Below are 17666 nucleotides of genomic sequence, written 5' to 3'. Positions count from 1 at the left end.
AGATACCCGCGAATACGCCGAGAGCCGTGCGGCTAAACTTGACCGGTGACTCAGCGCATAGTGATCAAGAACCTGGCCGCCCTCGACAACGGCCCCGTAACGGTGTCCGGATGGGTCGACACCGTCAGAGACCAGAAGAAGGTGCAGTTCGTCGTGCTCCGCGACGAATCCGGCGCGGTTCAACTCGTGAACCCGCGCACCACGGATGCCGAGGGCGTGGTCGTCGCCGACGAACCGGCCAGCACCATCTCCACCCTGTCGCAGGGCAGTTTCGTCACCGTCACCGGTGAGCTCAAGCACGACGAGCGCGTCAAGCTCGGCGGAATCGAGATCAAGCTCGCGACCCTCGAGGTCGTCACGGTCGCGATCCCCGAGACCCCCATCGCCGCCGACTCCAGCCTCGACAAGCGCCTCGACTGGCGCTTCCTCGACCTCCGCCAGCCCAAGGCGAACCTGATCTTCCGCCTGCAGACCACGTTCGAGCATGCGATGCGCACCTACTGGATCGACAACGACTTCATCGAGCTGCACACCCCGAAGCTGATGGCCAGCGCGAGCGAGTCCCGCGCCGAGCTGTTCGAGGTGGAGTACTTCGACACCAAGGCCTACCTCGCGCAGAGCCCCCAGTTCTTCAAGCAGATGGCCCAGGCCGCCGGCTTCGGCAAGATCTTCGAGGTCGGCCCGGCGTTCCGCGCCGACCCGTCGTTCACCAGTCGCCACTCCACCGAGTTCACCAGCGTCGACTCCGAGATCAGCTGGATCGACAGCCACGAAGACGTCATGCAGCTGCACGAAGAGCTGCTGGTCGCCGGATTCACCGCCGTCAAGGAGAAGCACGGCGAGGAGGTTCTGGCCCTCTTCGGCGTCGAGGTCACCGTGCCCAGCACGCCGTTCCCGCGCATCCCGCTGGCCGAGGCCAAGGAGATCGTGAAGTCCCGCGGCTACGAGGTCCCGCGCGACGACGACGACATGGACCCCGAGGGCGAACGTCAGATCGCCGCCTATGTGCTCGAGACCTTCGGCCACGAGTTCGTCTTCCTCACCGACTACGCCTCGAGCATTCGGCCGTTTTACCACATGCGCCACGAGAATGATGCGAGCATCACCAAGAGCTACGACCTGATCTTCAACGGCACCGAGATCTCGACCGGGGCACAGCGCGAGCACCGCATCGACATCCTCGTCGAGCAGGCCAAGGAGAAGGGCGTCGACCCCGAGGAGATCGAGGGCTACCTCGACTTCTTCCGCTACGGCGTGCCGTCGCACGGCGGGTTCGGCATGGGCCTCGCCCGGGTGCTGATGCTGCTGCTGCACCAGGCCAGCATCCGCGAGGTCACCTACCTGTTCCGCGGCCCGACGCGTCTCGAGCCGTAACCGGCGAGGGCTGCCCTGCCACGGTGGGGCAGCCGCCGTGCCCGCCCGAGCCGGTCAGACGATGATATCGACGGCCATCCGGTCCGAGACGACGGAACGGATGAACGCTCCCGCCGCCTGATGCGCGGGGTGCACCTGATAGCGACCGACCGCGTCCAGGTCGTCGAAGTCGGCCACCAGAACCACGTCCCAGTTGGCGCCGCCGGCCACATCTGCACCCACCCGCAGGGCTCGGATCTCGTCGACGACGCCCACGAGCGCTTCGAGGCGGGCCGCGATCTCAGCCGCATGGGCGGCCTTCCGGGCCGGGTCGGCCTCGGACAGCTGCCAGGAGACGATGTGCCGGATCATCGCACGGCCAGAATCGCGCTGCGCAGCCGCAACGGATCGATGCGCCAGTAATTGTGCACCTTGCCGTTGAGCAGAAGCACCGGGATGTCTTCGACGTAGAGGGCGTGCAGTTCGGCGTCATCAAGGATGGATCGTTCCTCGATCACGATCTCCGGGGCCGACGGGTCGTCGGCCAGCTTGGTCACGACACTGCCGATCAGGTCTCTCGCGTCGTCGCAGAGGTGACAGCCGGGCTTGCCGATCAGGGTGAGGAGTGCGGTAGCCATGGCACCAGCCTATGCTGGCTCCGGGAACGACTCAGGCAACTAGACTTGCTGCTCACATGTCCGAAGCCACTGCCGCCCCAGCCATCGCGTTCTTCGACGTGGACAACACTCTGCTGCGCGGCGCGAGCCTGTACCACCTCAGCGTCGGCGCCTGGCGGCGGCGGCTGATCACCGGCCGGGACGTGGCATCGTTCGCGTGGAAGCAGGCGCGGTTCCTCATGGTCGGCGAGAACGGGGTGCACCTCGCCAGCATCCGCGAGCGTGCGCTGGAAGTGGTCGTGGGCTACACCCGCGCCGACCTCGTCGCGCTGAGCACGGAAATCGTCGACGCCCGCCTCCTGCAGCGGCTCTGGCCGGAGACGGTCGCCGTTGCCCGCGCCCACTTGAAGGCCGGACGTGAGGTCTGGCTCGTCTCCGCGACGGCACAGGAGGTGGCTGACGTCATCGCCGAGCGGCTCGGTCTCACGGGAGCATTGGGTACCCGGCTCGAAGCCGTTGACGGCGTGTTCACGGGCCGCCTGATGGACGGGGTGTGCCACGGCGCCCAGAAGGCACGTGCGGCCACCATTCAGGCCTCCATCAGCGGGGCCGACCTGGCCGGCTGCTGGGCCTACTCCGATTCGCACAACGACATTCCGTTGCTGGACCTGGTGGGCAACCCGGTCGTCGTGAACCCCGATGCGACGCTGCGCCGTTACGCGGCGGCGCGCCACTGGCCGGTCATGATTCTCAAGCGCCGCAGTATCACGGCCGCCACCCGGGCAAGCAAAAAGCGCTAGGCCCAGGGGCCTAGCGCTCACGCCGGTACATCTTACGAACGGTTGAACCGTCTACTTCTTGTTACGACGCTGGTGACGAGTCTTGCGAAGCAGCTTGCGGTGCTTCTTCTTCGCCATACGCTTGCGTCGCTTCTTGATTACAGAACCCACACGGACCTCACAAAAGAAATTGGTTTCGCCGCGGGATTCGCGACAGACACGGTAAATGGCAGTCTACCGGAAAAAGAACGCTCTCCTACGCGGCCCTGCACATTCGAACGCCGGGGGGCGGGTCGGCTCAGTCGTTTTTGCGCCATTTTCGGGGCTTAGCGTCTTTGACCGCATGCGCCATTTGGAATGACGTGTCGGCGAAGGCCTTCCCGATGGCCGCAGCGAATGCCCGCTGTTCGTCCTTCAGGCCTTCGGCCTCCTCGGCGATCTCCCCGACGGTGGCGTCGAAGTCGACGCTCAGGAACGGGATCAGCCAGTCCTCGATCTCCTCGAGCGGCGCGTAATCCAGGTGGTAATACCGGTGCTGACCGGCTTCCCTCACTCCCACCAGACCCGCTTCCCGCAGCACCTTGAGGTGCTTCGAGATGGTCGGCTGGCTCAGCCCGAGCTTGTCGACGATGTCAGACACGCTGAGTTCGCCCCCGGCCGTGCTCGACTGGTTGTATCGCTCGAGGAGAATGCGTAGAATTTCGCGTCGGGTCGAATCCGCCACCACGCCGAATATGTCTGCCATGCCCCAAGGCTAGTCATTCCCGGTGGGGGATACCATGGCGACAGCCGTTCGTCGCGGGCAAGTCGGAGGTTTCAGTGCAGACACGGATGGCGGGTTCCGCTTTCGCGCCGCGTCCCACCAGCTGGTACGCCTGGCTTCGGGACTCCGTCGACGGCCTGGTCCGCCGCTCACCGTCCCGCTTCGCCATCCTCGTGTTCACGGCGCTGGTGCTCGTCTTCACCCTGCTCTTCTCGCTGCCGATCGCCACCGTGGACCGTTCGATCACTCCGTTGCACGACGCCCTTTTCACCGCGGTCTCGGTGATCTGCGTGACCGGCCTCGCCACAGTGGACATGGCGACGCACTGGTCCGCATTCGGCAACGTGCTGGTGGTGGTCGGAGTCAACATCGGCGGCGTCGGCGTTCTGACCCTCGCCTCCCTGATGGGCATGGTCATCTCCCGGCGCCTGGGGCTGCGCGCCCGGCTGATGGCGGCCAGCGACACGAACCCGTCCCGCATCCACGCCGGGCCGGTCAACGAAGGCCAGGCCATCCGCCTGGGCGAGGTCGGCAACCTGCTGGTGACGGTCGCGATCAGCGCCTTCGTGATCGAGCTGGTCGTGGCGGCCCTGCTCTTTCCGCGGATTCTGGCGGTCGGTACACCTGCCGGCGAAGCGCTCTGGCAGGGCGTCTACTACGCGGCCATGGCCTTCACGAACAGCGGCTTCTCCCCCAACGTCGGGGGTCTCACCCCGTTCGCCGGCGATTACTGGTTCCTCAGCGCCCTCATGCTCGGGGCCTTCCTCGGCAGTCTGGGCTTCCCGGTGATCTATGCCCTCGCCCGAGGCTGGCGCAGCCCCCGGCGCTGGTCCCTGCACGTGAAGCTGACCCTTTTCACGACCATCGTGCTGATCGTCGCGGGCATCGCGGTCTACATTGCGCTCGAGTTCGACAACCCGAAGACATTCGGCTCCCTGAACGCGGGCGACACGATTTTCCAATCGCTGTTCATGTCGGTGATGACCCGATCAGGCGGCTTTGCGACCATCACCGTCAGCGACCTGCACGGCTCCAGCCTGCTCGTCACAGACATGCTGATGTTCATCGGCGGCGGCTCCGCGTCCACCGCGGGCGGCATCAAGGTGACGACCCTGGCCATCCTCTTCCTGGCGGCGTTCGCCGAGGCAAGCGGGCGAAGCCAGATGGAGGCGTTCGGGCGGCGCATCCCCAGCGATATTCTGCGGCTCGCGGTCAGCGTGGTGCTGTGGGGCGCCACGACCGTAGCCGTGTCCAGCATCCTGATCCTGCAGATCTCCAAGGCGCCGTTCGACCTGGTGCTCTTCGACGTGATCTCCGCGTTCGCCACCTGCGGCCTGTCGACGGGACTGACCGCCGAACTGCCTCCGGCCGGGGTGTACGTGCTGGCTGCGACCATGTTCATGGGCAGGATTGGTACAGTGACACTCGCGGCTGCCCTCGCCGCGAGCCAGAGCAGGCAGCTGTTCTCCCGTCCGGAAGAGAGACCCATCGTTGGCTGACCGCTTCAAACACGACGCACCCGTGCTGGTGATCGGCCTCGGCCGATTCGGGGCAGCCACGGCCGGGCAACTCGACCGGCTCGGCCGCGAGGTGCTCGCCGTCGACGGCAGCGCGACCCTCGTGCAGAAGTGGTCCGAGCGGGTCACGCATGCGGTGCAGGCCGATGCCACCTCCATGGAGGCGCTGCGCCAGATCGGCGCCCAGGACTTCTCGATCGCCGTCTGCGCGGTCGGCTCGTCCGTCGAGGCCAGCGTGCTCATCGCGGCGAACCTCGTCGACCTGGGGATTCCCCAGATCTGGGCGAAGGCGATCTCCAAGTCCCACGGCACGATCCTCGAGCGCATCGGCGTGAACCACGTCGTCTTCCCGGAGGCGCAGGCAGGCGAACGACTGGCCCATCTGGTCTCGGGGCGTCTGCTCGACTTCATCGAGTTCGACGACGACTTCGCGCTGGTCAAGATGATCCCGCCCAAGCCGATCCGGGGCCTGAACCTGACCGAATCCGGGCTGCGCCGCAAATACAACGTCACCGTCGTCGGCGTGAAGAGCCCCGGCAGACCCTTCACCTACGCCACCGAGAAGACCGTGGTCACCGACCAGGACCTGATCATCGTCTCCGGCACCAAATCCGACATCGAGCGGTTCGCGGCGCTGGAGTTCTAGGCCGGGAGTTCGCGGCCGGGAACCCCGGCCTGGCCGGGCACTCGCGGGTCAGTGGCCGGCGAGTTCGCGGGCCCGGGCGAGCGCGGCATCCGTCGCCCGGTCGAACAGCTCCTTGAGGCCACCCTTCTCGAGTTCCCACACGGCCCGCTCGGTGGTGCCGCTCGGGCTGGTCACCTGGCGGCGTAGCTCGGTCGGCGACAGGTCGGATGCGGCAAGCAGGGTGGTCGCACCGAGGAAGGTGCCGTTCACCATGACCGCGGCCTCCTCCGGGGTGAAGCCCTTGTCGAGGGCCGTGGCCGTGAGCTGCTCGATCAGGTAGAAGACGTAAGCCGGACCGGACCCGGAGATCGTACTGAGGGCGTCGAGCTTCTCCTCGGGCACGACCAGCACGTCGCCGACGGTGCCGAAGAGGGCCGTGGCGAGCTCGAGATCGGTGGCGCTGGACCGGGACCCCGCGCTCAGCCCCGTGACCGCCTTGCCGACGACGGCCGGAGTGTTGGGCATCGAGCGGATGACGGAGACGGAGTCGGGCAGCAGGGCTTCGAACGTCGCGATGGTGACGCCGGCGGCGACGCTGACGACCAGCGTTCCGGGCTCCAGGCTGTCGGCGATCTCTCGCAGGAGGTCCGGGACCATCGCGGGCTTCACGGCCACGATCACGATGCGCGCACCGGCCACGGCCGTGCGGTTGGCCTCCGGGTCCTCCGCGGTGGCGTAGGCGGTCACGCCCTCGGTCGCGCGGAGTTCGGCGGCCTTGGCGGCGGTGCGATTGGTGGCACGAATACCACCCTGCACGGTCACGCCCGGCTGCAGCAGCCCGGTGAGTACGGCCCTCGCCATAGAGCCGGCGCCGAGGAATGCGATCGTGGGCAGGGTGGTCGATGCAGTCGAAGTCATCCGACGAGTCTACTTTCGAGGCAGGGGTCGGAGCCGGGCGCCTTTTCGATCGTTCTAGGATTGCCCAATGAGCACATCGGGCGGGAACAAGGCAATCGTGGCGGCACTCGGTGCCAATCTGGGCATCGCGATCACGAAGTTCGTGGCCTGGGGATTCTCCGGCTCCTCCTCGATGCTCGCCGAGGGCGTGCACTCCCTCGCCGACTCGGGCAACCAGGTGCTGCTGCTGGTGGGCGGTCGTAAGTCGCGGCAGAAAGCGGACACGGAGCATCCGTTCGGCTATGGCCGGGAACGCTTCGTCTACGCCTTTGTCGTGTCGATCATCCTGTTCTCGGTCGGCGGCGTTTTCTCCCTCTACGAGGGCGTGAGCAAGCTGCAGAATCCGCACCCGCTCGACGTTCCGTGGCTGCCCATCCTGGTGCTGCTGGTCGCCATGGGCCTCGAGTCCTTCTCGCTGCGCACCGCGATCCGGGAATCGAACCTCGTGCGCGGCACGCAGGGCTGGGTGCAGTTCGTGCGGCACTCCAAGGCGCCCGAGCTGCCCGTGGTGCTGCTCGAAGACGTCGCCGCGCTCACAGGTCTGGTCTTCGCGTTCCTCGGCGTCGGCCTGACCATCATCACCGGCGACCCGATCTGGGACGCCATCGGCACCCTGTTCATCGGAGTGCTGCTCGTGCTCGTCGCTGTCGTGCTCGGCATCGAGACGAAGAGCCTGCTGGTCGGTGAGGGTGCCGACACCGCGGATGCCGTATCCATCCAGCGCGCCATCCTCTCCGGCCCGGAGACGCAGAAGATCATCCACCTCAAGACGCTGTACCTCGGTCCGGACGAACTCCTCGTCGCGGCCAAGATCGCCTTCGACGCCGACAACCGCTTCGCCGACGTGGCCGCGGGCATCGATTCGGTCGAAGCCCGCATCCGTGAGGCCGTGCCGGCCGCCCGGGTGATCTACCTCGAACCGGACCTGTACGTCGACCCCAACCGACGCCAGCCTCCCACCGACGCCATCGTCATCAAGGGCAGTGAGTGAGCCGCACCGCGGTCGTTCTGCGACACGATGACACCATCCACCTCGGCAATCTCGAGCCCGTCCTGGTGGAGCACGGCTACGTCGTCCGTTACGTCGACACGCTGCGGGAGGACGTGCGCTCCCTCGACCCGACCGACGGCGATCTGCTGGTCGTGCTCGGCGGCGAGATGGGGGTCTACGAGGCCGACGCGTTCCCGGCACTGCACGACGAGATCGCGCTGCTCGAGCACCGGCTCGGCGCGGGCCTGCCCGTCTTCGGCGTGTGCCTCGGAGCCCAGCTCATGGCCGCAGCCCTCGGTTCCCGGGTCTACCGCGGGCCGACGAACGAGATCGGCTACCGGTCCGTGGTGCCCACGGAGGCCGGCGCGGCGTCCCCGGTGCGCCATATCAGCGGCGTTCCCGTCTTCCAGTGGCACAGCGACACCTTCGACCTGCCCGACGGGGTGACGCGACTGGCCGGTTCACCCCAATACGGCAATGAGGCCTTCTCCATCGGCAAATGGGCGCTGGCCGTGCAGTTCCACCCGGAGGTCACCGCCGAGATGCACGAGGTCTGGCTGGCCGCCTCCGAGGCCGAGGTGGCCGCGGAAGGCTTCGACCCGGGCGAGCTGCGCCGCGACCGGGAACTCTACTCCAGGGGCATGCAGAGCGCGTCCAGGGCCATGTTCAGCGAATGGCTCGACGGGCTGGATCCAGAAAGAACGCTCTGAGCAGCTCCCCGCACTCCTCCGCGTCGACCTCGGCGTAGACCTCAGCCCGGTGGTTGAGCCGGCGGTCCCGCAACACGTCGTACACCGAACCGGCGGCCCCGGCCTTCTCGTCCCACGCGCCGAACACGACCACGGGCACGCGCGCCGCCAGGATCGCCCCGGCACACATCACGCAGGGCTCCAACGTGACCACGAGGGTGCAACCGGTCAGGTGCCAGTCCCCCAGAGCCTGGGCGGCCTGTCGGATGGCGACGATCTCCGCGTGGCCGGTCGGATCCTGCAGCGCTTCGCGCTCGTTTCGCCCACGCCCGATGACCGTGCCGGCAGCGTCCAGCACCACCGCGCCCACGGGAACGTCGCCCGTTTCGAGTGCCGCCCGGGCCTCGTGCAGGGCCAGCCGCATCCATTCACTGTGCCGGCGATCGACCTCGCCCATCCACGTTCCTCTCCCCGACTAGTAGATTGAGCCTATGCGAGTCCACGTAGCCGACCACCCCCTGATCACCCACAAACTCACGGTTCTCCGGGACAAGAACACCCCGTCGCCGATATTCCGATCACTTGTCGAAGAGCTGATGACTCTCCTCGCCTATGAGGGGACCCGCGGTGTGCGGGTCGAGGAAGTGACCGTGCAGACCCCGGTCGCCGTGGCCCGCGGCGTGCAGATCAGCAACCCCAAGCCGCTCGTCGTGCCGATTCTCCGCGCCGGGCTCGGCATGCTCGAGGGCATGGTCAAACTCCTGCCGACCGCCGAGGTCGGTTTCCTCGGAATGGCCCGCAACGAGGAAACCCTCGAGCCGACCACCTACGCGGAGCGTCTGCCCGACGACTTGTCCGACCGCCAGTGCTTCGTTCTCGACCCGATGCTGGCCACGGGCGGTTCGCTGATCGCGGCCATCCAGTTCCTCTTCGACCGTGGCGCCGTCGACGTCACGGCCATCTGCATCCTGGCCGCCCCGGAAGGCCTCGCCGCGGTGGAAAAGGCCCTCGAGGGCCGTGAAGTGACCATTGTGCTCGGCGCCGTCGACGACCGTCTCGACGAACACGGCTACATCGTGCCCGGGCTCGGCGACGCCGGCGACCGCCTCTACGGTCTGGTGTAGCAGAACCGACTGATCCGGTGCCGGGTACCGGCCATGCAGGTCCTGCGACCCACATGGCATGCAACCCCGACATATTCACGAATCTTTGATGAAGTGTCTTTTCATCACGGATGCTTTCACAGTTTCCCTCTCTGCGGCGGATCCTCCGATCCGTCGCAGAGTCACCGAACGTGATGCGCGTCGCACAGCGTCATCCTCGGTCACAGAATTGACACACGCCGTAACAGTGGGCTTTACTCGCAACTATGACAACGAGCGCACGCCCCCAGACCTCCGTCGAGGCCCCCGGGACTGCCGGCATGATGCTGATGCCCGGCGGCTGCTCCGCGTGTTGCCGAATGTCCCGCTAACCAGCGAACCATCGCCCCGTTCCCGCCCCGCTGACGTATCGCGGCCGGCCGGTTGAACTCCGAGTCTCTTCGACTGCCTCCAGGCCATTCACCGGCCGAACTTTTTCGAACCCGCAACCGCTTCGTGCATCGGGTTCCCCTGCAGCATCCCAGCCAAGGATCACCGCCATGTCGCTTGCTCACATTGACACCGCCCGCTCAGCCCGCCTCGAACTTCAGACCGCTCCCACCCCGGCCGCGCCGCGCATCCGGGCCGTGCCCGACGGCACGCAGGCCCGCGGCTTCGTTCTGTACGTCGGCATCGACGAGGACACCGCGGCAGCGGCCGGAACCAGCCTCAGCCGCATCGTCGAGGCCCTGAAGGCGCTGACCAGTACGATCGCCCCGGCCGCGGAGACCCATGCCGCCGTCGCACTGGCACCGGCCGGCGCCGGCGGCCGCGACGTGGACGTCGTACGCCTCGCGCTGCAGGACCCCACCGCCCTGGCCAAGCACCGCAACGTCGCCGAAGACCCCGACCGCGCGCCCGGCGGCGTCGTGGTGGACATCTCCCGCAAGCGCGTCATCCTCGACAGCGAGACCGCGGCGCTCACCTACAAGGAATTCGAACTGCTGCAGTACCTCGTGCTGCGCGAAGGCCGCACCATCGAACGTGCCGAGCTGATTTCCAAGCTCTGGAACGCCGCGGACGACGAGGACGCCCCGAACGAGCGCACGATCGACGTGCACGTGCGCCGGTTGCGGGCCAAGCTCGGCCGCTACGAGGACATCGTGCGCACCGTGCGCGGCGTCGGCTACCGCTTCGACCGTCACGCCGACGTGTCGATCCGCCAGTCCAGCACGCCCAGCCCCGACGTCTTCTGAGTGGTGCCTGCATGACAGAGGGCCGGTCGTAGTAGCTACGACCGGCCCTCTTCCCTTGCACCAAGAGTGTCCTGCAATCACATTTCGCGTCTTCCGCCACAGCAAACGGTTGACGCACTCCGAATATATAACGAACGCGTAACGAGAAGCTAGTTATCCGTTCGTTATTTTTCTTTGAATTCGCCACGAGTGGATGAGGCGGCTTCGTACGGAGTCTCTATTCTTGGAGTTCAAGGATGTGGAGGCAGCGTGACCGATCGAGCCGTGGCTGTAGCCGCCTGGGAGTCCCTGTTCCGCGCCCAGGTCGCCATCATGCGCAGTATCGCCGCCGACTTCCCGTCCCGGGAGATTTCCTTCAACGAGTACGACGTCATGTTCAACCTGTCCCGGGCACCCGGACGGCAGTTGCGGCTCCGCGATCTGAACCGGCACGTGCTACTCACCCAGCCCAGCGTGAGCCGCCTGGTCGACCGGCTGGCTTTGCGCGGTTTCGTGCAGAAGCACACCGACCCGACCGACGGCCGCGGCGCGCTGATCGAATTGACGGATGCCGGCTTCGAGCTCTTCCGCCGGGTCGCGCTGCAACACATGGACACCATCACCGAGCGCATCGGCGACACCCTGAGCGCCGACGAACTCACACAGCTGACCGCTCTCTGCGACCGCCTCCGCGGCAGCGACTGACCCTGCCGCCCCTTCGCCGGCGCACCGCCCCCGCGCCCCCCTGTGCAGACACCACGGGCGGGCGTACGGTAACCGGCGAGGAGGTGGTTCCCATGCACGCAGCGCAGGGAGACCGGATCGTCATTCGAGGCAAGACGGTGGAGGCTTCGGACCGGCATGGCGTGATTCTGGAGGTTCGCGGACCGGACGGCGAACCGCCCTACCTCGTGCGGTTCAGTGAAGCGCACGAGAGCATCGTCTACCCCGGCACGGACTTCATGATCGAGCACATCGACCACTCGTAGAGCCGCGTCCCGAGACGGCCGAGCACAGGCATCCGGCCGGGTCAAGGGGGTACTGCGCCGAGCCGACCTGAGTTAACTTCGGATTACGCGTTGCAGATCGTGGCGGGTACAAGAACAGGAGCCTCAGCCATGAGAATCACGTGTCCCTTTTGTCACTCGGCCGCTCGCCTGACGCCGAACCCGGCGCACGCCGAGCACCACGCCCTTCCGGTCTACGTTCTGAGCTGCACCGGATGCGACCGCACCAATGTGCGCCGCGAGTCGGCCCACCAGCCCCGGACCCTGGTGGCCGCGCGCTGACCTGCCCGACGGGCCGCGCCCCGGGTACGAAAAAACCCCCGCAATCTGGACGATTGCGGGGGTTTCATGTTGTGCGCCCGAAGGGATTCGAACCCCCAACCTTCTGATCCGTAGTCAGATGCTCTATCCGTTGAGCTACGAGCGCAGGCTGTCATTCAGCTAAGCGCTCTATGACAACTTGAAAACTATAACAGCTATTCGGGGCGCTCTGGTGCCGCAAGCGCTGCGGGGGTGCGAATTCCGAGCCAGGAAACGATCCCCCCGGCGATCATCAGGCCCGCCACGACCACCATCACACGCTGGAAGCCGGCCACGTCGAGCGCCGCCCCGATGATGGTTCCGGCCAGAGCCACCGCGATCAGCCCGGCCACCCGGGCCACGGCATTGTTGACGGCCGACCCGATCCCGGCCTGCTCAGCGGGGATCGATCCCAGCACCGCGGAGGTCAGAGGCGCCACGGTGATGGCCAGTCCGAGGCCGACCACCACGATGGCCGGTACAACGTCCACCCAGAGGTCGATGGGCGGCACCGCCCCACGCAGCAGCAGGAAACCGAGACCCGCGACGACCGGACCGACGGCCATGAACATCCGTGGGCCGTAGCGGCCGGCGAGCGTGCCGAACAGGGTCGCGAGGAGCAGCAGCATGACGGTTGCCGGGATGCCCGCAAAGCCGGCCGCCGTGGCGGAGAAGCCGCCGACCTGCTGCAGATAGACCGTGACGACGAAGAAGCCGAGGCTGAGGGCCGCGTAGACACCGACCGTGGCGAGGTTGCCCACCCCGAAATTACGGATCCGGAACAGGTCCAGAGGCATCATGGGATGCGGCGCGCGCGCCTCCCACCAGAGGAAGGCGGAGAAGGCGAGCACCCCGACGATGAACGGGACGAACACGATCGGGCTGGACCAGCCGAGCCGGCCCTGCTCGATCAGGGCGAAGACGGCACCGCCCAGGCCGAGCGCGGCCAGACCGGCACCCCACCCGTCGAGCGGCGCGGCCGGCCGGGTGCGCCCTGGTTCGTGCAGTCCTGCCAGCAGGTACAGCGTGACCGCGATGGGGATCACGTTCAGCCCGAAGATGAGGCGCCAGTTCAGCGTGTCGACCAGGATGCCGCCGAGCACCGGGCCCATGATGCCCGCGATCCCGGTCCAACCGGTCCAGGCGCCGATCATGCGAGCCTGTGCCGCTCCGGAGAAGGTGGACGTGATCAGCGCCAGGGAGCTCGGCACGAGCAGGGCGGCCGCCATGCCCTGCAGCAACCGGGCGAGCACGAGCGCGCTCCCCCAGGGTGCCACCGCGCATGCGAGCGAGGTGATTCCGAACCAGACGAGGCCGATCCGGAGCACCCGCACCCGGCCGAACGTGTCGGAGAGCGACCCGGCCACGAGGATCAGGGCGCCCAGGGAGAGCAGATAGCCGTCGACCACCCACTGCTGCAACGCCAGCCCGCCGCCGAGCTCCGCCGAAATCGCCGGCAACGCGACCGTGACGATGGACCCGTCCAGGAAGGCGACGAACGACGCCAGAATGGCCACGATCAGCACCCGGCGGTCTCTGGCTATCATCCTCTCATCTAACCTCCTCGGGGCCTGCGGGCGCACCCCGGAGCGCCGCGCACCGCCCTAGCCGAGGTCTGGGGCCGGTGCAAAACTGGCGCCATGACCCCGACCCGCAACACCCAGGCATCCTTCGAATATGCGGGCCTGCGCGCCCTGTTCATCAACTGCACCCTCAAACGAAGCCCGGAAATCAGCCACACGCAGGGCCTGATGAACCTCAGCATCAACCTGATGCACGAGCAGGGCGTCTACGTCGAAACAATCCGGGCCGTCGACCACGACATCGCCACCGGCGTCTACCCCGATATGACCGAACGGGGGTGGGCGACGGATGCCTGGCCGGCCCTGTTCGACAAGGTGCGCACCTCCGACATCGTCGTGATCGGCGGGCCGGTCTGGCTCGGCGACAACGGGTCGGTCACCAAGCGCGTGATCGAACGGCTGTACGCCATGTCGGGCGAAATGAACGACAAGGGCCAGTACGTCTACTACGGCAAGGTGGGCGGAGCAGTCATCACCGGCAACGAGGACGGCGTGAAGCACTGCGCGTCGAACGTGCTCTATAGCCTGGCGCACATCGGGTTCACGATCCCCCCGGCGGCGGACTCCGGCTGGCTCGGCGCGATCGGGCCGGGACCGAGCTACCTGGACCCGGGCTCCGGCGGCCCGGACAACGACTTCACGAACCGCAACACCACGTTCATGACCTGGAACCTGATGCACCTGGCCGCGATTCTGAAGGCCAACGGCGGCATCCCCGCTTACGGCAACCTCCGCGCCGAGTGGGACCAGGGCGAGCGATTCGGATTCCAGCCGAACCCGGAGTACCGATAGCGGCGCCGTTGCGCCAGAAGTGAGCCCACCATGACCGTGACCCTGACCCCCGTGGCGCCGACTTCTCCCCGGAGCCGGCTGGACGTGCGGGTAACGGGAGGGGTCGTGCGCGGCGTGGCCGACGACGGCATCCTGGCCTGGCGCGGGATCCCCTACGCCGCACCGCCCGTGGGGGAACTGCGGTTCCGGGCCCCGCAGCCCGTCGCTCCCTGGCAGGGCGTGCGGGACGCCTCCACGTTCGGCCGGGTCGCGCCGCAGCCCTACAAGAGCCAGTTCAAGGGCACCCGGCCGCGCGTACCGGCCGGGGAGGACTGCCTGACCGTCAACGTGCTGCGGCCGGCGTCGTCGTCCCGCAAACGCCTGGGCCGCCCGGTGATGGTCTTCATCCACGGCGGGGGTTACAGCGTGGGCTCCTCACAGGACTTCACCGGCCGGGGCGAGAGCTTCGTGCGCACCGGCCGGGTCGTCTACGTCAGTTTCAACTACCGCCTGGGGGCTCTCGGCTACCTCGACTTCTCCCGGTACTCCACCCCGGAACGGCCCCTCGAGAGCAACCTGGGCCTGCGCGACCAGGTGGCCGCGCTGGAGTGGGTGCGCGACAACATCCGTGCCTTCGGCGGCGACCCGCACAATGTGACCGTGTTCGGGGAGTCGGCCGGCGCCAATGCCGTGCTGCACCTGATGGTGACGCCCGCGGCGAAGGGCCTGTTCGCCCGTGCGATCGCGCAGAGCCCACCCACCAGCGCGTCGTTCTCGCATGCGCTGACGGAGGGTTGGGCGGCAGAGTTCGTGGCGGAACTGCGATCGCTCGAACCGGACGCGGACGCCCTCTCCCCGAACGAGCTGCTGACCGGCGCGGCCGTGGCCGACCTGACCCGGGCCGCGGTGGAACTGCAGTCGCGAACCCCCGATGCGAACCCGGGTACCTTCTGCCTGATCCCGGTGATCGACGGGGACTTCCTGCCCGAGCGCACCCTCGACGCCTTCCGGAACGGGACCGCGCACCGAGTGCCGCTGATCATCGGCACGAACGAGCGGGAGGGCTCCCTGTTCCGGGGACGGGTGGACATCCTGCCGCAATCGCCCAAGCGCATCGCGGCCATTTTCGACCACGCCCCGGTGAATTCGCACGACGCGATGCGGACCGTCTATGCCAGCCTTCCGGCGAAGAGGTCATCGGCCGACTTCGGCGGGGATTTCGTGTTCTGGTTTCCGAGCCTGCAGATCGGCGATTTCCACTCGCGGTTCGCGGCGGTCTACGCCTACCGGTTCGACCTGGCCCCCCGGCTCATGCACCTGCTGGGCATGGGCGCCACCCACGGCATCGAGCTGTTCGCCCTGTTCGACCACGTCGACGGTCCCGTGGCCCGGGCGATGAGCCTGCTGGGCGGGCGGGAACTCTTCATCAACGCGGGCGAACGGATGCGTCTGCACTGGCTGCGCTTCGCCTGCACCGGGCGCCCCGACGACACCTGGCCGACCTACACGGAGTCGGACCGGCTGACCCTGATCATCGACGCGGTCGATCGCATCGAGTCGGATCCGCGCGGAGAACGACGGGCGGTGTGGCAGGAGTTCCTGCCGGGCTTCTAGTGCGCTGCGGCGGTTGGGTCTGGCGCAGGTTGCCGGCAGAGCACGGCCGGCCTTCGCGCCCGGTCCGCGTCATCCGTCACCGCGGCAAGAGAGGAGTTTTTCGCGACACGCCATTCGCCCCGCCCGGAGACCCGGTGTGTCGCGAAAATCTCCGCAGTAACGTGCAGCGGATATGTGCGGCGCGGGAGAAAGGACAAGGGGGAGAGCACAAGGGGGAAAGACAAAACCCCCACATCCCGGGGAACCGGAATGGAGGGGCGGATGCTGCTCGTGCGAAGGACCTTCTGTGCGAAGGATCTCAGTGCGGAGACGGTGGGATTTGAACCCACGGTACCCCGTGAAGGGTACTCCACCTTAGCAGGGTGGTGCACTAAGCCGTACTATGCGACGTCTCCTTGGTGCCTGCAATGCAAACACACGATTGCAATCATAACCGTACTGACGGCATCCGCACGAACCGGACCGACGGATGCCGGCGGGCGCTACTGGTCGTCGAGCGTGCGCCCGACCGAACAGGTGAGTTCGCCGGCGGTCTGGCCGGTCACGGAGTCGGAGAGCACGGTTGTCGACGGATCCGTGACGGCCGGATCAGGGACGGCGGGATCCGCGACCTCACCGGTCGCCGGGTCAACGGTGGCTGCCGGGTCTGGTTCGGCGACCACCGGAGCGTTCGGGTCGACGGTGGCGCCTCCCCCGGTGGTGCCGCCCAGCTGGAGCGAGGCGTCGGCGGCGACCGCCGCGAAGAGGTCGCCGAAGTCGGGTTCGACCGCCTCCACCCCGCCGTCGACCGTTCCGGTCGGCACCTGGATGAAGACGACCTTGCTGAGGTCGATGTCCTTCAGCGCCACCGCGATCGAGGCGAGGGTGGAGACGTCGTTCAAGCTGGTGGAGAGGCTCATGTTGGCCGTCACGGCCTTGGCCAGGGAGTACACCTTGAGCGGATCGGTGAGGGTGTCGGCGCTCTTGACCGTGCGCATGAGCGAGGACAGGAATACCTGCTGGTTGCTGATCCGGGTCAGGTCACTGCCGTCGCCGACGCCGTGGCGGGTGCGCAGGAATTGCAACGCGGCCGTTCCCTCCAGCGTGTGCATGCCGGCTTCCAGATAGGTGTTCGTGTACTCGTCTTCAATGTCTTCGGCGACACAGACCGGAACGCCTCCGACGGCCGTGGACATGGCGATGACGCCGTTGAACTGCACCTCCGCCGCGTAGGGGATGCTCAGGCCGGTCAGTTTCTCCACGGTGAGAACCGTGCAGGCCAAACCGCCGTAGGTGAGCGTGGTGTTGATCTTCTGGCTGCTCATCGAATCGAAGGTGCCACCCTCCGGGTCAGGGCACTCGGGAATGGGCACATACAGGTCCCGGGGAAAGCTGATCACGGAGGCGTTGCTGTGGTCCTCGGAGATGTGCAGCAGCATGGTCACGTCATTGAGGTCGCCGGTGGAGTCTTCCGGGCCGAACGCTTCGCCCTGGCCCTTGCGGCTGTCACTGCCGACGATGAGCAGATTCACCCCACCCTCGATCGCATCGATGCTGGTCGCCGGGCCCGCGGTCTCGTTGGCGAGCTTCACGTCCGGTTGCACGCTCGCGGCGACGTCGTAGGTTGCGATCGCGGCAACGGAGACGCCGCTCACGAGCACGACGGCCAGCGACGCGGCGAGAACCTTGGCCAGAGCGATGAACGGGTTGGAACGGCGGAGACGACCGTGGCGGGCGATGGTGGCGAGCTTCCTCGATCGTGACGAGCGGGGGCGCAATTGGTCGCTCACTCAGGTCCCTTCGT

21 protein-coding genes and 2 tRNA genes are annotated in these 17666 nt (G+C 67.1%); 13 read left to right on the top strand and 10 right to left on the bottom strand.

What is annotated here, in order from left to right:
- Positions 1–60 precede the first annotated feature (60 nt).
- On the top strand, positions 61–1374 hold the full coding sequence (aspS, locus tag AC0J5J_RS11325; RefSeq protein ID WP_474900221.1) for an aspartate--tRNA(Asn) ligase: 1314 nt from the start codon (positions 61–63) through the stop codon (positions 1372–1374).
- Between the two features lie 54 nt (positions 1375–1428).
- On the opposite strand, the gene AC0J5J_RS11320 is transcribed toward aspS, so the two are convergent.
- Positions 1429–1725, bottom strand: coding sequence for a Dabb family protein (locus AC0J5J_RS11320; protein ID WP_134424059.1), 297 nt, complete (start codon positions 1723–1725; stop codon positions 1429–1431).
- Positions 1722–1991 carry a glutaredoxin family protein gene (locus tag AC0J5J_RS11315; protein WP_134424058.1) on the bottom strand — a complete coding sequence of 90 codons (270 nt, stop codon included), beginning with the start codon at positions 1989–1991 and terminating at the stop codon, positions 1722–1724. Before AC0J5J_RS11315 ends, AC0J5J_RS11320 begins: the two co-directional genes overlap by 4 nt.
- A gap of 56 nt (positions 1992–2047) precedes the next feature.
- Here AC0J5J_RS11315 and AC0J5J_RS11310 point away from each other — a divergent pair, with 56 nt between their 5' ends.
- A complete protein-coding gene (locus AC0J5J_RS11310) occupies positions 2048–2770 on the top strand; it encodes an HAD family hydrolase (protein ID WP_474898042.1) in 723 nt (240 codons plus the stop codon).
- Between the two features lie 51 nt (positions 2771–2821).
- Here the strand turns inward: AC0J5J_RS11310 and AC0J5J_RS11305 are convergent, their stop codons facing one another.
- Together AC0J5J_RS11305 and AC0J5J_RS11300 are read right to left on the bottom strand one after the other, a co-directional pair.
- Positions 2822–2920 (bottom strand): 30S ribosomal protein bS22, encoded by a 99-nt coding sequence (locus AC0J5J_RS11305; protein WP_003792170.1) that lies wholly within the window; start codon positions 2918–2920, stop codon positions 2822–2824.
- Positions 2921–3047: 127 nt separating this feature from the next.
- Entirely contained in the window at positions 3048–3494 is a 447-nt protein-coding gene (locus AC0J5J_RS11300) for an ArsR/SmtB family transcription factor (RefSeq protein WP_134364384.1), read from the bottom strand.
- Between the two features lie 86 nt (positions 3495–3580).
- Here AC0J5J_RS11300 and AC0J5J_RS11295 point away from each other — a divergent pair, with 86 nt between their 5' ends.
- Together AC0J5J_RS11295 and AC0J5J_RS11290 are read left to right on the top strand one after the other, a co-directional pair.
- The gene (locus AC0J5J_RS11295; RefSeq protein ID WP_474898040.1) at positions 3581–5011 is read left to right on the top strand and encodes a TrkH family potassium uptake protein; all 1431 of its coding nucleotides are present in this window, start codon (positions 3581–3583) and stop codon (positions 5009–5011) included.
- A complete protein-coding gene (locus AC0J5J_RS11290) occupies positions 5004–5675 on the top strand; it encodes a potassium channel family protein (RefSeq protein ID WP_474898038.1) in 672 nt (223 codons plus the stop codon). Before AC0J5J_RS11295 ends, AC0J5J_RS11290 begins: the two co-directional genes overlap by 8 nt.
- Positions 5676–5723: 48 nt before the next feature.
- On the opposite strand, the gene proC is transcribed toward AC0J5J_RS11290, so the two are convergent.
- Positions 5724–6572 (bottom strand): pyrroline-5-carboxylate reductase, encoded by an 849-nt coding sequence (gene proC / locus AC0J5J_RS11285; RefSeq protein ID WP_134424054.1) that lies wholly within the window; start codon positions 6570–6572, stop codon positions 5724–5726.
- 67 nt (positions 6573–6639) lie between these two features.
- Between proC and AC0J5J_RS11280 the strand changes: the two genes are divergently transcribed.
- Both AC0J5J_RS11280 and AC0J5J_RS11275 read left to right on the top strand, forming a co-directional pair.
- Positions 6640–7602 (top strand): cation diffusion facilitator family transporter, encoded by a 963-nt coding sequence (locus tag AC0J5J_RS11280; RefSeq protein WP_474898036.1) that lies wholly within the window; start codon positions 6640–6642, stop codon positions 7600–7602.
- Entirely contained in the window at positions 7599–8312 is a 714-nt protein-coding gene (locus tag AC0J5J_RS11275; RefSeq protein ID WP_474898034.1) for a glutamine amidotransferase, read from the top strand. The genes AC0J5J_RS11280 and AC0J5J_RS11275 overlap by 4 nt, the downstream gene beginning before the upstream one ends.
- Here the strand turns inward: AC0J5J_RS11275 and tadA are convergent.
- Positions 8269–8748 carry a tRNA adenosine(34) deaminase TadA gene (gene tadA, locus AC0J5J_RS11270; protein ID WP_198414224.1) on the bottom strand — a complete coding sequence of 160 codons (480 nt, stop codon included), beginning with the start codon at positions 8746–8748 and terminating at the stop codon, positions 8269–8271. The two genes, AC0J5J_RS11275 and tadA, sit on opposite strands and share 44 nt — an antisense overlap.
- Before the next feature lie 34 nt (positions 8749–8782).
- Here tadA and upp point away from each other — a divergent pair, with 34 nt between their 5' ends.
- The 5 genes from upp (at position 8783) to AC0J5J_RS11245 (ending at position 11897) form a co-directional block, all read left to right on the top strand.
- Positions 8783–9415 (top strand): uracil phosphoribosyltransferase, encoded by a 633-nt coding sequence (upp, locus tag AC0J5J_RS11265; protein ID WP_134424051.1) that lies wholly within the window; start codon positions 8783–8785, stop codon positions 9413–9415.
- Positions 9416–9933: 518 nt separating this feature from the next.
- Positions 9934–10629, top strand: a complete 696-nt coding sequence (locus AC0J5J_RS11260) for a winged helix-turn-helix domain-containing protein (protein ID WP_134424050.1) — start codon at positions 9934–9936, stop codon at positions 10627–10629.
- A gap of 249 nt (positions 10630–10878) precedes the next feature.
- A complete protein-coding gene (locus AC0J5J_RS11255; protein ID WP_241972680.1) occupies positions 10879–11313 on the top strand; it encodes a MarR family winged helix-turn-helix transcriptional regulator in 435 nt (144 codons plus the stop codon).
- Between the two features lie 92 nt (positions 11314–11405).
- Positions 11406–11597: a DUF1918 domain-containing protein gene (locus AC0J5J_RS11250; protein ID WP_134424049.1), complete on the top strand. Its 192-nt coding sequence runs from the start codon at positions 11406–11408 to the stop codon at positions 11595–11597.
- A 129-nt stretch (positions 11598–11726) separates the two neighbouring features.
- Complete coding sequence (locus tag AC0J5J_RS11245; RefSeq protein WP_166785483.1) at positions 11727–11897, top strand: hypothetical protein; 171 nt, start codon at positions 11727–11729, stop codon at positions 11895–11897.
- A 72-nt stretch (positions 11898–11969) separates the two neighbouring features.
- Here the strand turns inward: AC0J5J_RS11245 and AC0J5J_RS11240 are convergent.
- Both AC0J5J_RS11240 and AC0J5J_RS11235 read right to left on the bottom strand, forming a co-directional pair.
- Positions 11970–12042: transfer RNA gene (locus tag AC0J5J_RS11240), tRNA-Arg, on the bottom strand.
- 49 nt (positions 12043–12091) lie between these two features.
- Entirely contained in the window at positions 12092–13462 is a 1371-nt protein-coding gene (locus AC0J5J_RS11235) for an MFS transporter (protein ID WP_474898033.1), read from the bottom strand.
- 93 nt (positions 13463–13555) lie between these two features.
- Here AC0J5J_RS11235 and AC0J5J_RS11230 point away from each other — a divergent pair, with 93 nt between their 5' ends.
- Positions 13556–14290: a flavodoxin family protein gene (locus AC0J5J_RS11230; protein WP_134424047.1), complete on the top strand. Its 735-nt coding sequence runs from the start codon at positions 13556–13558 to the stop codon at positions 14288–14290.
- A gap of 30 nt (positions 14291–14320) precedes the next feature.
- Positions 14321–15883, top strand: a complete 1563-nt coding sequence (locus tag AC0J5J_RS11225) for a carboxylesterase/lipase family protein (RefSeq protein WP_474898031.1) — start codon at positions 14321–14323, stop codon at positions 15881–15883.
- Between the two features lie 304 nt (positions 15884–16187).
- Here the strand turns inward: AC0J5J_RS11225 and AC0J5J_RS11220 are convergent.
- Both AC0J5J_RS11220 and AC0J5J_RS11215 read right to left on the bottom strand, forming a co-directional pair.
- Positions 16188–16278, bottom strand: a tRNA-Ser gene (locus AC0J5J_RS11220).
- An 87-nt stretch (positions 16279–16365) separates the two neighbouring features.
- The gene (locus AC0J5J_RS11215) at positions 16366–17652 is read right to left on the bottom strand and encodes an LCP family protein (protein WP_241972679.1); all 1287 of its coding nucleotides are present in this window, start codon (positions 17650–17652) and stop codon (positions 16366–16368) included.
- Positions 17653–17666 lie beyond the last annotated feature (14 nt).

It is taken from the genome of Cryobacterium sp. TS_SC_7 (genome assembly GCF_056156285.1).
Note: the sequence above shows the minus strand (reverse complement) of the source record. Positions and strands in the feature narration are given on the sequence as shown.

What these genes read in the sequence shown, in the direction of transcription:
- AC0J5J_RS11320 (WP_134424059.1), bottom strand. Translation starts at nt 1,725, where the DNA reads ATGATCCGGCACATCGTCTCCTGGCAGCTGTCCGAGGCCGACCCGGCC.
- AC0J5J_RS11315 (WP_134424058.1), bottom strand. Translation starts at nt 1,991, where the DNA reads ATGGCTACCGCACTCCTCACCCTGATCGGCAAGCCCGGCTGTCACCTC.
- AC0J5J_RS11310 (WP_474898042.1), top strand. Translation starts at nt 2,048, where the DNA reads ATGTCCGAAGCCACTGCCGCCCCAGCCATCGCGTTCTTCGACGTGGAC.
- AC0J5J_RS11300 (WP_134364384.1), bottom strand. Translation starts at nt 3,494, where the DNA reads ATGGCAGACATATTCGGCGTGGTGGCGGATTCGACCCGACGCGAAATT.
- AC0J5J_RS11295 (WP_474898040.1), top strand. Translation starts at nt 3,581, where the DNA reads ATGGCGGGTTCCGCTTTCGCGCCGCGTCCCACCAGCTGGTACGCCTGG.
- proC (WP_134424054.1), bottom strand. Translation starts at nt 6,572, where the DNA reads ATGACTTCGACTGCATCGACCACCCTGCCCACGATCGCATTCCTCGGC.
- AC0J5J_RS11280 (WP_474898036.1), top strand. Translation starts at nt 6,640, where the DNA reads ATGAGCACATCGGGCGGGAACAAGGCAATCGTGGCGGCACTCGGTGCC.
- tadA (WP_198414224.1), bottom strand. Translation starts at nt 8,748, where the DNA reads ATGGGCGAGGTCGATCGCCGGCACAGTGAATGGATGCGGCTGGCCCTG.
- upp (WP_134424051.1), top strand. Translation starts at nt 8,783, where the DNA reads ATGCGAGTCCACGTAGCCGACCACCCCCTGATCACCCACAAACTCACG.
- AC0J5J_RS11260 (WP_134424050.1), top strand. Translation starts at nt 9,934, where the DNA reads ATGTCGCTTGCTCACATTGACACCGCCCGCTCAGCCCGCCTCGAACTT.
- AC0J5J_RS11250 (WP_134424049.1), top strand. Translation starts at nt 11,406, where the DNA reads ATGCACGCAGCGCAGGGAGACCGGATCGTCATTCGAGGCAAGACGGTG.
- AC0J5J_RS11245 (WP_166785483.1), top strand. Translation starts at nt 11,727, where the DNA reads ATGAGAATCACGTGTCCCTTTTGTCACTCGGCCGCTCGCCTGACGCCG.
- AC0J5J_RS11235 (WP_474898033.1), bottom strand. Translation starts at nt 13,462, where the DNA reads ATGATAGCCAGAGACCGCCGGGTGCTGATCGTGGCCATTCTGGCGTCG.
- AC0J5J_RS11230 (WP_134424047.1), top strand. Translation starts at nt 13,556, where the DNA reads ATGACCCCGACCCGCAACACCCAGGCATCCTTCGAATATGCGGGCCTG.
- AC0J5J_RS11225 (WP_474898031.1), top strand. Translation starts at nt 14,321, where the DNA reads ATGACCGTGACCCTGACCCCCGTGGCGCCGACTTCTCCCCGGAGCCGG.